The organism is Cellvibrio mixtus subsp. mixtus J3-8 (genome assembly GCF_000766945.1).
Classification (GTDB): domain Bacteria; phylum Pseudomonadota; class Gammaproteobacteria; order Pseudomonadales; family Cellvibrionaceae; genus Cellvibrio; species Cellvibrio mixtus_A.
In genome coordinates, this window is sequence record NZ_KN266209.1 from 146,541 (window position 1) to 161,046 (window position 14,506).

The 14,506-nt window shown below is 45.8% G+C and carries 8 protein-coding genes; 4 read left to right on the plus strand and 4 right to left on the minus strand.

What is annotated here, in order from left to right; genetic code table 11:
• Positions 1-68: 68 nt before the first annotated feature.
• The 3 genes from A596_RS13980 to zigA form a co-directional block, all read right to left on the minus strand.
• Positions 69-2,486 carry an acyl-CoA dehydrogenase gene (locus tag A596_RS13980; RefSeq protein ID WP_235425733.1) on the minus strand — a complete coding sequence of 806 codons (2,418 nt, stop codon included), beginning with the start codon at positions 2,484-2,486 and terminating at the stop codon, positions 69-71.
• 146 nt (positions 2,487-2,632) lie between these two features.
• Positions 2,633-3,739 (minus strand): CobW family GTP-binding protein, encoded by a 1,107-nt coding sequence (locus A596_RS13985; protein ID WP_084128361.1) that lies wholly within the window; start codon positions 3,737-3,739, stop codon positions 2,633-2,635.
• A gap of 154 nt (positions 3,740-3,893) precedes the next feature.
• Entirely contained in the window at positions 3,894-5,132 is a 1,239-nt protein-coding gene (gene zigA, locus A596_RS13990) for a zinc metallochaperone GTPase ZigA (protein ID WP_039915881.1), read from the minus strand.
• Between the two features lie 520 nt (positions 5,133-5,652).
• On the opposite strand from zigA, the gene A596_RS13995 reads away from it, so the two are divergent.
• The 4 genes from A596_RS13995 (at position 5,653) to A596_RS14010 (ending at position 13,014) form a co-directional block, all read left to right on the plus strand.
• Positions 5,653-8,667 carry a TonB-dependent receptor gene (locus A596_RS13995; protein WP_039915883.1) on the plus strand — a complete coding sequence of 1,005 codons (3,015 nt, stop codon included), beginning with the start codon at positions 5,653-5,655 and terminating at the stop codon, positions 8,665-8,667.
• A 100-nt stretch (positions 8,668-8,767) separates the two neighbouring features.
• A complete protein-coding gene (locus A596_RS14000; protein ID WP_039915885.1) occupies positions 8,768-10,306 on the plus strand; it encodes a tryptophan halogenase family protein in 1,539 nt (512 codons plus the stop codon).
• 50 nt (positions 10,307-10,356) lie between these two features.
• Positions 10,357-11,301, plus strand: coding sequence for a hypothetical protein (locus tag A596_RS14005; protein ID WP_039915887.1), 945 nt, complete (start codon positions 10,357-10,359; stop codon positions 11,299-11,301).
• A 195-nt stretch (positions 11,302-11,496) separates the two neighbouring features.
• Positions 11,497-13,014 carry a tryptophan halogenase family protein gene (locus tag A596_RS14010; protein ID WP_039915889.1) on the plus strand — a complete coding sequence of 506 codons (1,518 nt, stop codon included), beginning with the start codon at positions 11,497-11,499 and terminating at the stop codon, positions 13,012-13,014.
• Here A596_RS14010 and A596_RS14015 read toward each other — a convergent pair.
• On the minus strand, positions 12,974-14,494 hold the full coding sequence (locus tag A596_RS14015; RefSeq protein ID WP_235425734.1) for a tryptophan halogenase family protein: 1,521 nt from the start codon (positions 14,492-14,494) through the stop codon (positions 12,974-12,976). The two genes, A596_RS14010 and A596_RS14015, sit on opposite strands and share 41 nt — an antisense overlap.
• Between the last annotated feature and the right edge of the window lie 12 nt (positions 14,495-14,506).

Below are 14,506 nucleotides of genomic sequence, written 5' to 3' on the forward strand. Positions count from 1 at the left end.
GAATCATTATTCCAATAAAAAACCCGCTGCAAAGCGGGTTTTTTATTGTTGGACCAAAAAATATTTAATTACAACTTATCGAAGGCATCTGTTAACAGGCAATCGAAACGGCGCGCGTCATATTCCACTATGCGGGCTACATCGTGCGGCTGGATAATATTTTTTGCCGCTGCATCTTTTGCCAGTTCTTCTGTGGTCGCACCGGAAATCTTGCCAGTATTTTTGGCTTTCAGGAATGCATGCCACACCGGTCCCAATGACAACAACAATTGATAGGTACTTTCCACACGGCCTGCCGCATCTTCCGGATCATGGCTGATGTACAAATATTGCGCCAGCATTTGCCGTACCGGATTCTCTTCCATAATCAGATCGCCCAATTCGCGAATTAAATTGTCATTCGGTTTATTGACAATTTTCCCGCATGGCATGGTGAGGAAGCGAATTAACTTGGCGATCCATTGCTGCGGGAAGTTATCCGCGAAATCGCGCAATGCTTCCTGGGCAATAAACAGCGCGCGCGTTAATGCGTATTCAGCGTGGGCATCTTCAGCACGCGTGCGGGTATGGGCCGAATGGAATTTTAAAATTGAACTGGCAATAAATAGCTGGCTGTGGACATCGCCCAAACGCGCGGACAAAAGCTCGCGGCGTTTTAAGTTACCGCCCAGAATGCCCAGGGCGATATCAGACATGGATGCCAAAGACGCACTCAGCAAATTAATACGCTGATACCAGCGGGTGCTGAAATCATCCGCATTGGCAGGCACGCTGCTGAAACGCCCACCGAGGAAGCCGAGCAATTTGGTACGCAACATATTGTTGAAGATATGGCCGAGATGGCTGGTGAAAAGTTTGTCGAATTTGCGCAAACCTTCGCTCCCATCTTCCAGCTGCATCGCTTGCATTTCTTCAAACAGGAACGGATGGCAACGCATCGCACCCTGCCCAAAAATCATCAGCGAACGCGTTAAAATATTTGCACCTTCCACGGTGATGGCAACCGGAACCGAATGGTAAGAAGCCACCAGGAAATTGCGCGGACCTTTTTGGATGGCGCGGCCACCGACTACGTCCATCGAATGTTCTACCGATTTACGCATCAATTCAGTCGCGTGGTATTTCGCCATGGCGGTCATCACCGAAGGCGCACCGGTTTCCAGGCCTTTGGTGACAAATTGGCGCATGGCTTCCAGCGCATAACCGCTGGCCGCAATTTCTGCTGTCGCTTCCTGCACACCTTCAAACTTGCCGACTTCCGTATTGAACTGACGGCGAATGCGCGCATAAGCGCCGACCAGTCGATAATTCATTTCCCCGCTGGCGGTAGAGAGCGATGGTAATGATACACCGCGACCTGCACCAAGACATTCAATCAGCATGCGCCAGCCTTTGCCGGCCATGGCAGCGCCACCGATAATCCAATCCAGCGGGATAAATACATCAGTACCAAAAATCGGCCCGTTCATGAAGGGCGAGCCAGGGTTGTGGCGTTGGCCAATTTCTATACCGGGATGCTTCGCAGGAATCAATGCACAGGTAATGCCGTATTCTTTTTTGGATGGGTCACCCAATAAACCCTCCGGGTCATAAAGTTTGAACGCAAGGCCAACAACTGTCGCTACTGGCGCCAGGGTAATCCAGCGCTTGCTGAAGGTCAGTTTCAGGCCAACAACTTCCTCGCCATCGTAGGTGCCTTTGCAAACGATGCCGGTATCGGGAATAGAGCCGGCATCTGAGCCAGCCTCCGGACCAGTCAAACCAAAACAGGGGATTTCAGTACCATTTGCCAACCCCGGTAACCAGCGTTGGCGTTGCTCTTCTGTACCGTACTTCACCAGCAACTCGCCTGGGCCAAGGGAGTTTGGCACCATCGCAGTTACTGCAGCGGTGCCGGAACGGCTGGCGATCTTGCTCATAATGCGGCTTTGCGCATGGGGGCTGAAATCCAGGCCACCGTATTCCTTGGGGATGATAAGGCCGAAGAATTTCTTATCTTTCAGGTACTGCCAGGCTTCGGGCGGCAGGTCTTTCAAATCGTTCTGGATTTTCCATTCGTCGAGTAACGAGCACAGCTCGCTAACTTCGTTATCCAGGAATGATTGCTCTTCGGCCGTGAGTTGCGGCAGGCTGATTTGCGCAAATTCATTCCAGTCGGGTTTGCCGCTGAACAATTGCTTTTCCCACCAGGTAGTGCCCGCCTCCAGCGCGTCGCGCTCGGTAGCACTGATTGGTGGCATGGATTTTTTCAGCGCACCGAAGACCGGTTTGGTCAGTATCGCACGGCGAATGGGAGGGATATTCAGCACCGCCAAAACCACGACCAACGGCACCAGCAACCAAGGCGAATAAAGGGCGGGGGTAACCGCACCCAGCACCAACCAGGCAATCAACACAATGGCGGAAGCAGCGCCCAGCGCCACTTGCCGATATACCAGCACAGCCACGAGGACCCAAATCGCCAGTAACGAGAGGAGTAACATCATATTATTTGACCCCTGAAAAGGTATTTGTAGTTGTGAGTTTTCCGGTGCGAACTCTACCCTTAACCTTAGACCAATACCGTTAAGTTGGTGATATTTCCTGTATCAGCCTGGTGCTTTTCAGCAGTTTGAGTACCGGAATCGGGTATTTATCTAACAGATTTTTCTGCCGTATCAATGCGCGTCACCATTAACATTGCTTCCAATTCACCGATAGCTAATTCGCGATCATCAATTAACTCGATGCGGCTATCAGAGAGATCGAGTTCACTATCTATGGGCAGTTGGTTCACACTCAAGACGCCCTGCTCCGCATTAAACATAAATACACCCTGATCAGTATTCAGCACCGCCTTGGCGCGCACCAGTTGCAAACCGCTTAACCAGCCAAAGACTTGATTGAAGTCAAAACGGATCTGCGGCTGGAACATCCAGCCGCAGGAATAAAATCCCTGCCCCGCATTTTCACGGCGCAAAAATTCCTGACCTTCGGGCAGGCTAATTGCAGCATTGTATAACTCGCGCTGCGGCTGCAAGCGGTTATTGCGCCCCGCTGCCTGGAGTTGGGCAGCATGATGTTGCGGATGGGCAAGTTGATGCCTTGCACGCGAGTAATCCAGCCACGCCAGGTGCAATTGCCCCTGGCTCACCGCAAAACTTGCCGCTTTGGGTGGATCAAAGCGCGCGACTAACTCATCAAAATTGTGACGATCCGCAGGCGATGCCATATCGCTTTTATTCGCGACCAACACGTCAGCTACGGCGATTTGATCGTTAAAATTGGCATTAGTGCGATAGCGTTCATCGCTGAGCTTGCGTGGATCTACCAGCGTGATAGTTGCGCGCAAATCAAGTACAGAATCGTAATATTCGCCGGTCAATGTATTGATGATTTCTTCAGGATGGCCAAGGCCAGTGGGTTCAATCAAAATGCGGTCCGGTTTGGTTTTGGCGATGAGCATATTCAGAGCCATTTTCATCGGCAAGCCAGCGACGCAACAAATACAACCGCCCGGCACTTCGCGGATGTGGGCATTTACATCTTTTAATAACGCGCCATCAATACCGATTTCCCCAAATTCATTCACAAGTACCGACCAGACTTCATGGGCAGGTTTAATCGCCAGCAAATGGCGAATTGCTGTGGTTTTACCCACGCCTAAAAAACCGGTGATGATGTTAGTGGGAATTAAGGAGCGCCCGGCAGAAACGCCGGACGCGGGGTTAGACGTAATAGGGATAAGCGGGTCACTCATAACGCTGGCCTAGGTAATCAGAAGCAATGCATTCTACACAGCTGCTACCGCCAGCCAAACCGGCGCACTCGCGAGTGATACCAATCCTGCACATTTACCTTGCCGTCAGAAGCACCACTGGAAACCGGGGCCGATACAGGTACGCTGAATTGTTTTATTCCTCCAGCCACGCGGGAAACGGGTCCGACAACGTCTTCCAATAATGTTGGCCAAGAACAAGTTCAGCATCATCCAGCAAACAATTATCCAATTGCTGGATGATGTTGTTTTTATCCAAATGCTGCCCGATAAATACCAATTCCTGACGCATATCGCCAAAAGGTTCCTGCCACTTGTCAGCAATAAATTGACGTTGCTCGGGATCATCCGGCCAATGCTCTTGCGGTATCGCCTTCCAAAACAGTCCTGCAGCCCCGTGCTGGGCAATACCGCCCGCCTGGCTCCATTGACCGACAAATTGCGGGCGCGATGCTAGCCAGAAAAATCCTTTGGAACGCAGCAGACGGCGTTTTTTTACCAAGGCTTTTTCTGAAAAATTTTCGTCGGAGGAATGATCAAACGCATTGGCAAAAAAATCATAAATTTTTTGTGGATGAAACGGCCGGCGCGCACGATAGACAAAACTTTCAATTCCATATTCAAGTGTTTCCGGCTGGTGCTCACCGCGCAATTCTTGCAACCAGCCTGCCGATTGTTGTGCTTTTTCAAAACTGAATTTGTTCGTGTTCAAAATTTTCTGTAACGGTACTTGTCCTTTTACCATTGGGATAATTTCAGCAGCGGGATTCAAACGCTGCAAAATGCCTATCAGTTCGTGTAATTTTTCCGTGTCAATTACATCCGTTTTGCTAATCAATAGCAGATCGCAAAATTCAATCTGGTCGATTAGCAATTCCGCGAGATTACGTTCATCACCCTCACCCAAACTTTCACCGGTTTCCGCCAGTGATAACGCCGCAGAGTAGTCATCCAGGAAATTCACCCCATCGACCACCGTAACCAGGGTATCAAGGCGTGCGATTTGCGCGAGGCTTTGGCCGTTTTCATCTTCAAACGTAAAAGTTTCAGCGATAGGCAGCGGCTCGGAAATACCGGTTGACTCAATCACCAGATAATCAAAACGCCCTTCGTGTGCCAGTTGGCGGATTTCAACCAGTAAATCCTCGCGCAAGGTACAACAGATACAACCGTTGCTCATTTCCACCAGTTTTTCCTCGGTGCGATTGAGCTTGACCTGGTTGCTCACCAACGCGGCATCAATATTCACCTCACTCATATCATTCACGATAACTGCCACACGCAGGTTTTCGCGATTATTCAGGATGTGATTCAACAGTGTGGTTTTGCCGGCGCCTAAAAAACCGGACAGTACAGTAACTGGGAGCAGGGTCATAAAATAGCCTCAATGAAAACGTTATAATATAACATATTCATAAAAACACAGAATGGCAACTACATCGTGAAAAACACGAATAAGGTAAAGACGGTTATATGGCAGAAGCGATGTTAATAACCTTGCCGGGTTAAAAAGTACCGGCAAACTTGTCACCACAGGTAACTTTTTGTAAACGTTTGCAAATATCTGTGTCATTTTAATTGACGCCAAAACCAACAATAAATTCACTAATGCAATAAACAAAAATTTTTAAAAACATTAAAAATCAAACAGATAAATATGTTTTACAAGTGAGTGCCAATGGTTTTTGGGTCAATAATTTATTCGTAAAACTTTATTTTAATTAATATAGACGTCATAAAACGTTTGAAAATGTAAACGATTACATCTAGGATTCCGCCATCTCACAGGATGGCCAAGCATAATTAAATAGCGCTGCCGTTCTGACTGAGAAGCCCTGCACGCTCAAAATTCCACAGGCATCAACATATAAAAAGTCAAAACAAGAGGACGCACCATGAAAAGTTCTGCACGATTTAATAAGACCCTGCTATCAGGCGTAATTGCCACCTGTATCGCCACCACTGCTGTTGCCCAAGACTCAGATTCAGTCGAAGAAATTGTCGTTAGCGGTGTTCGCGGCGCCCAGGAAAGAGCGATCGATATCAAACGTAACTCGGCGCAGATTGTTGATTCGGTTGCAGCCGAAGACATCGGCAAACTGCCCGACACCACTATTTCCGACTCATTACAACGTATCACCGGAATCCAGATCGCTCGTAGCGGCGGCCAGGGTAGCCAGGTTAGTGTTCGCGGCATGGGCCAGGTATTAAGCACCATGAACGGCGAATACTTCCTGACACCGGCGAGCATGACTACCAACGGCGTTAACTTTACCGATGTACCGGCAAGCCTGGTTTCCGGTTTGAATGTTTCCAAATCCCAATCTGCAGCGCAATTAGAAGGCGGTATTGGCGGTAGCATTGATATTTTGACCCGCCGCTCATTGGACCTGGAGGAGGGCTTTAGCGGTTCGGTACGCTTGCAAGGCAGCACCGGTAGCATTACCGAAACCACGGATCCTGAGTTGAGTGGATTGGTAGGTTGGAATTTTGATGATAAAGCCGCTATGTCGCTGGCGTTTTCCTATGGCGATTCAACCCTCGCTGAAAACCAGGGTCGCCTGCGTGCTGATCGCGTTGCGGAAAGCTGGGACTGCAGCAGCAGTTGTGCTGATCTCGATGGCAATGGCAAAACCAATGGCGATTTCATCAACCCGATGAGCTGGAATAGCCCGGAATTTTCTGCGCGTGAAATTGAGCGCGAGCGTTTGGGTTTAGCGTATAACTTCAATTTGGCAGTAAGCGATGCGCTTACATTAAATGCTGATATTTTCCATACTGAAATGGATGAAAAAGCCGCAGGCCAATTTATTTATTTGGGTAATCAAATTGGCGGCCGTGCCGGATTCCATGAATACACACTCGTAACTGGCAAGCCTGCGATTATCAATCCCGGTGACGGCACTCTGGGCGGCCAACCGTTCTACGCTACTGATATGAACATGATGGTCTCCGGTTTCCGCGCAGGTGTAATGGGCGATTACCGTGAGAGTTCTGCAACCAACTCCAACATTGAGTTGAAATACGATAACGGTGAAGCATTTACCGGTAGCGTACGTTATGTATCAGGCAGAGCCGACAACGACAACAACACCCTCACCCTCGCGCAAGTCAGTAATGCATTGATGGTGAAACGCTCAGCCACTTCAACGCCAATTAACATTAACCCGGGAGCCATTGACGATGGTTTGATTTATCCAATGCATGTGAAAGTGAACAGCGGCAGCGTATTAGCTGAGCTGGATCCAACCATGATTTCTAAAATGGCAAATCCTGAAGCCTGGTATTTGCATTCCGGTTGGATCGATAGCACTTATGCCAAAGCGGATTCCGATGTATTGCGTTTCGATGGTAACTTCAAATTGGCCGACGAAGGTTTGACCTCGGTTGATTTTGGTTATCGCTTTTCTGATCGCAGCACTACGTTTAACAACATGTCTTTCTTCTCCCCATCCGGCGTAATTAAAGACGGCGTTGAGTTGCTGAATAAATATCATGAAGTGGGTTATGCAATCGGCCAGGCAGGCAGCAATGGCACTGCAGCCGGTTTGACCTACGATCCGTTGCCGGTTATTGAAATTACCGATTCAAAATTAAACGGCTATATCAATAACGTCAGCAATTTCGGTGCAGCACTGAAAGGCCTGGACGTTACTATTCCGATGATCGACACGCGCAAAATTGATGATCCAATTGCATTCAACGATATGCTCTACGGTAAAGGCCAACGCCTTATCAATCCAGATCGTTCTTATTCCATTAGCGATAGCAAACAAAGTTTCCACTTCCAGGCAAACTTTGATAAAGCGCTGAACGATACATTTACTATCAGCGGTAACACCGGTGTGCGCTACGTAAAAACAGATTTAACCGTAACGCAAAATATTACTGATCCGCAAAAACTCAACCCATTAATTTTGGCGGGTACCGATCCAAACCACACTACGTATACTGACCTGGGCGATAAAATCACCAACGTTTCTTACAATCACTTTTTACCCAGTTTGAACCTGAACATTGGCATTGCAGAAGATTTCAAAGTGCGATTAGCGTTTGATAAACGCATGACATTGCAAGATCTGGATCGTTTGGGCCAAGGTACTATTACATATTTGAGTAGCGAAGAAACTGTTACTGACCCGGTAACTGGCGAATCCGTAAAAGAACCATTCCAACGTGTCAGCTCACGCCAAAACAATGGCAACCCTTACCTCAAGCCATGGGTTGCGAATGTATTCAACATCGCTGGCGAATGGTATCCAACTGAAAGCGCCATTGTGTCGTTAGGTTATTTCAATATTGATGTAGACAGTTTCACCTACACCAAAATTGAAAAGAATCCAAACCTTCCTGACAGTGATGGTGTAGTACGTCGCGGTGGAGAAGAACAAACGGTTACTAACGGTTCCGGCGGAACTGTTAAAGGTTGGGAATTTTCTTACCAGCAAAGCTTCGATTTCCTGCCAGGTTTGCTGGCAAATACCGGGGTAACGTTCAACTATACCTATTCACCAACGGAAAGCCCTTCAAGCGAATTATTGCCTGATGGCAGCGTAGCGCCATTCAACAATACCGCTGAAGATCAAGCGAACCTTGTGTTGTGGTATCAAGATGAGAAATTTGAAGCACGTGTTGCGGCCAATTACCTTGGCGATCAATACCAGGGCAAAACCTCTGGCTGGATGTGGAACCCAACCAACAAAGACAAAGGCATGCCACGTTATTTGAAAGAAACGTTATTTGTTGATGTTACAACGTCTTATAACATCAACGAAGATTTGCAAATTACCCTGGCGGTTAACAACCTGACTGAAGAAGACAATATCACTTATACCCAGTGGGAAAATTTCATTGACTCCTACAATATTTTCGAACGCCGTATTACCGCAGGTGTTAACTACAAGTTTTAATTGAAATCATACGCACCACAATGTGAAAGGAGCCGATGAAAATCGGCTCCTTTTTTCGCTCTATCCCAACTACTTTTAAAAAAAATAACAGGCTTGGCCTATGAATGATGCAACTGCGACTGACTCGCGTATTCGCTCAATTGTAATTGTTGGTGGCGGTACTGCCGGCTGGATGACAGCAGCGGCATTAGCCAATCGTTTTAAACAAAGCGTTACCAAAATTACGCTCGTCGAATCTGTCGAAATCGGCATTATCGGTGTAGGTGAGGCGACCGTCCCATACATTAAAGAGTTCTTACAAGACTTGAATGTCAATGAAGTTGACTTTATGCGCGCAACTAAAGCGACCTATAAACTCGGCATTGATTTTGATGGTTGGTATAAACCCGGTGAAAAATTTATTCACCCATTTGCTGGTTATGGCGCACGTATTGCCCGCATTCCCTTCCACCATTACTGGGCCAAAATGCGCATGCAAAAAAAAGCACAGGCACTGGATGCTTATTGCCTCGCAGTACAAATGGCACGCCATAATAAATTTGCATTACCAAAAGCCAATAACGATCTTGAATTATCCAGCTTCAATTATGCATTTCATTTTGATGCTGGTTTATTTGCCCATTACTTAAGCGGTATTGCGCAAACGTTGGGAGTCAAACGAATCCAGGCCAATGTCAAACAGGTTAACCAATGCCCAGACAGCGGTTTTATCCGATCCCTGGGTTTGGATACAGGAGAAATAATCGAAGGAGAATTTTTTATCGATTGCTCCGGCTTTAATGGCTTGCTGATTGAACAAACATTAAAAACCGGTTATGAAAACTGGAACCAATGGCTGCGTTGTGATCGCGCTGTCGCCATGCCTTGTACCAGTGAACTTACACCAGCGTCAGCGACACGATCACTGGCTATGGAAGCCGGTTGGCAGTGGCGTATTCCATTACAACACCGGGTTGGTAATGGTTATGTTTATTGCAGCGATTTTATTTCCGATGATATTGCTGCTGAAAAATTACGAGAGAACCTTGAAGGCGGGGCATTGGCGGACCCCAAATTTATCCGTTTCACCACCGGCATGCGCAAAAAGGCCTGGAACAAAAACGTATTTTGTGTGGGGTTAGCGAGCGGTTTTATGGAACCCCTTGAATCCACCAGTATTTATTTAATCCAGTCGAGTCTGGCGTTATTGCTGAACCACTTTCCCAATAAACAATACAACCAGACATTGATTGATACTGTTAATAGCAATTTACGCACCCGCCAGGAAAAATTACGCGACTTCCTCATCTTGCATTACCACGCCAACCAACGCCATGGGCAAAAATTTTGGGATGAATGTCGCCATATGAGTATTCCTGAAACTCTCGCTGTACGCATCGACCATTTCAAAAAAACTTGCCAGCCACAAGTCGATGAACTTGATTTTTTTGGTACCAATAGCTGGCTAGCGATGTTTTCCGGCTTCAATATCCAACCTGATTATTATCATCCTGTAGTGGACGACTTTGACGAGCAAGATGTGGAACGGGAACTTGCGAATATCAATCAAAAAATATTAAACACTGTTGCACAATTACCAACACATAAAGAATTCATTCAAAAGAATATCACCAATATGGAGGTAACGCCGAAAATATAAACTTCTCAATTAATACGATTCGACAATTAAATTATTAAGGAATATTTATTATGAAAAAAATTTCACTTTTTCTCACCACTATTTCATTTTTCTCTTTATCGCAAGCCACACATGCAGCGCCAGATCCACAACTATACGCATCATCTGTTCCTTATTGGTGTGTATATGGATCCTGGAAAGAAGGATCAATAGGTGTAGGGTCATCCAGTGGGTTTGATAGTGATTATCTTAAGATAGAAGTGCGGGACTACATTCTGATTAATGAACCAATACAAGTAAAAGGTGATGGCAAATATCTTCTCAATAAAGGAGATACCATTTATTTTTATGATTCCCTTGCCGGTTATCGTGGTCAAAAGGACGCGAATACCGAAGGAAATGCTTATCTAACCTACACCGCAACAGTGCAGCGCCCCCTGCTTTCCTATGGCCAAATGTGGGTGATGAAAAATTTACCTAGTGTGCATACCGGTGGCCCCGTTACCAACCCTGATCCCGTTGCCTTAAGGCCGCCATGTTCAAAAAAAGATGTCTACTTCCAATATAAACCTTCCGTCGGCGTTGCAACTTTTAATGCAAACGCAAGATCTGCTGCGCTCGTTTATGAAATAGATCAGGCATCAAAAGCATACCGGGAAAATATTCCGGCAAAAATTACTATTTCCTGGAGTAATGCGGGTAAGACAGGAACCGCTGCAACTACTACTGTGACTGCCCGACAAGGAACCGTAAATATTCCAAACTTGCAACTCAGTATGGACAAAGGAATATTTACACTAACCGCTGTGATTTCAGATGGTACCTATGAGAGCAGTCCGGTTACGATTGGTTCTATTGCAACACCTTGCAATACAGGAGCAAGCACCGTTTTTCAGGTCCAACCTAATCAGCCAACATTAAATCCATCCGAACTGTGTGGTGGATATCATTGCCCCTATAACGTGACCACGATATACAACGGTCCTTATCCAAAATTACAATACACATGTAAGTAATTTATACCGCTGGCGTTAGCAGATTTTAAATTATCGGCTAACGCCAGTATTTTTTCATTCCGAAATTATTATATAGATAATATTTTCTTCTTCGTTTATTTTATTTTCGTTTTCTATGCATTACATACTTGATGTATCAAAGTAGCCGGCATAATCTCTACAACAAATTAATAAAATCAACCAGAAGATTTCAACATGCCATTCCCTCCTATTAACAATATCGTCATTGTCGGCGGTGGCACTGCAGGCTGGATGGCTGCGGCCAGCCTCTCCCGGTTTCTCGCCAATAAAGCCATTAACATCACATTGATTGAATCCACCAGCATCGGCACTGTTGGGGTGGGTGAAGCAACGATTCCCAGCATTGTGCAATTCAATCATTCAGTGGGTCTGGATGAACTGGAATTTATTCGTGCAACGCGCGCCAGTTTCAAATTGGGCATTCAATTTACCGATTGGCGCAAACAAGGCGATCAATTCTTTCATCCCTTTGCCGATTACGGCATTGATTTTAGCGGTGTTGAATTCCAGCATTATTTTTATCGTTTGAAAAAAAACAACCCCACCGCAGACTTGCACGATTATTCTATCGGTAGTCAATTGGCCAAACACAATCATTTTGCCCAACCAAAGGAAACACCCAATAATCCATTGGCTGATTTTTCTTATGCCTACCATTTTGATGCCGCACTTTATGCAAAGGTATTGCGTGAGCTGTCCATATCACGCGGCGTTGTACATATCGATCAAAAAATTGAAAAAGTAAACTTGCGCGAAGGTGACGGCTTTATTGAATCTTTGTTATTGGATAATGGAAACATTATTGCGGGTGATTTATTTATTGATTGCACTGGCTTTAAAGGATTACTTATTGAAGAAAGCCTGCACACAGGTTATGAAGATTGGCAGCAGTGGTTATTGTGCGATGCCGCGGTCGCAGTGCAATCCACCAACACTGAAGAGCCAACGCCCTACACCCGTGTAACCGCATTGGATGCAGGCTGGATGTGGAAAATCCCATTGCAACATCGCACCGGCAACGGCTATGTTTTTTGCAGTCAATTTTTAGATAAAAACAAAGCAGAAGAAACTTTACTGCAACGCATCAGTGGCAACCCGATCACTGCACCAAAACCATTTGCATTTAAAGCGGGCCGCCGCAAAAAAGTCTGGAATAAAAATTGTTATGCGCTCGGGCTTGCTTCCGGGTTTATTGAACCTTTGGAGAGCACCAGCATTTCACTAATACAAACCGGCATCACTCATCTATTAACATTTTTCCCTGACACGTCATTTAATCCGGCGATGATTGCCGAAGTGAATCGACGCCATCAACACGAGATGGAACGCATCCGCGATTTTATTGTACTGCATTATAAATTGACTGAGCGCACAGATACGGAATTCTGGCGCTATTGCCAGGCAATGGAAACCCCTCCCAGCCTGGAACATAAAATCGAATTATTCAAAAGTTGCGGCCATATTTTGCAACACGAACCTGAAGCCTTTGAAAAATCCAGCTGGTTAAGCATTTACCATGGCTTCGGAATTATCCCGGAGCGCACTGATAATCGTATTGATCACTTTAATGACGACGATATCGCAATACAGTTAGCAAAAATAAAACAAACGCTGGACCATGCAGGAAAAAATGCAATCAGCCATAGCGAATTTATTCGAATACACTGTGCTGCGCCCGATTTTGAACAATAAATTCTTTATGGGTAGGAAAGTTTGCTACTGTTTCAGCAATGGATTGACGCATGGCTGTCAAGCTTTCCTGCAAATAGTGACTATTAATACGGTCTACATTTTTATTGTACTGTTTTGGATAATTATTAAAACCACTATAAATTGCCAGCCAGGAATCAGGATGGAAAATTTCCCAGGGATAATGCAATAAATCACCCCGTTCATGATAAGCGCTTATCTTTTGCTGCAAACTATCCGGAATTGACATACCACGGCAATAACGCCAAAACTCACTGTCGTCCCGTTGGTTCAATTTATAATGAGCGATAATAAAATCGCGAATGCGCTCCCATTCAGTTGCAGTCACTTGATTAAAGTAATCAATTTTTTCCTGATTATAAAATGGCTTTGCAAACGAACCGCAAATTTTTTCAATGCCTGTTTCGATCAATGCAATACTGGTACTTTCCAAGGGTTCCAGAAAACCGGCAGCAAGCCCTAGCGCAATACAATTCTTATTCCAGGCCTGTGCTCGACGACCAGGTATAAACCGAAATTGACGCGGGGAATGTAATACTTCCCCGTCAATGTGTTGTAGTAATATCTGTTCAGCATATTCGTCACTGATAAAGTTACTGCTATAAACATGGCCATTGCCCTGGCGATGCTGCAATGGAATTTTCCATTGCCAACCCGCAATATGCGCTTTGGATATTGTGCGCGCTTGCGCATCACCCACCAGCATTGATTGCACGGCAATAGCACGATCACACAACAACCATTGACTCCAGTTCACATAGCCGGTTTTCAACGCATCACTGATGAGCAACCCGCGAAAACCGGTACAGTCGATAAATAAATCTGCTGACAGCTCACGGCCATCATCCAGCGTCAGGCTGTGAACAAAACCATTATCGCTATTTACATTAACCGCGTTAATTTTTGCATCTACATGACTCACACCGTTTTCCAATGCATAGTCGCGCATTAATTTTCCAAATAAACTTGCATCAAAATGCAAGGCCCAATCAAAAATTGCTAATGGTGATGCCGGGTTTTCCTGCGGCAAGGAAAATTTATTGGCACGTGCCATAGCGATCGCCAGCGAATATTCTTCCAATGCTGACGGGTCACCTGCTTCGCGCAACTTCATCCAATAATGATGAAAACGAATACCATTGGCGTCATGGCCGAATAAACCGAAAGGATGGATGAATGAGCTATCGGGCTGATACCAATCTTTAAACTCGATGCCTAGTTTTATCGTTGCACTGGTTTTGCGTATTACTTCTATGTCAGTCATTCCCAATGACTGGTAAAAGCGACGTAACGTTGGAATTGTCGCTTCGCCTACACCGACAGTGCCAATTTCACTAGACTCAATGACAACTATTTTTATTGCCATGTTTTTAAAATGCTGGCTAAGCTTTGCGGCAGCCATCCAGCCCGCAGTACCACCGCCGGCGATAATGATTGATTGAATAATCTGTTGCTGATTCACAAGGTGTGCCCT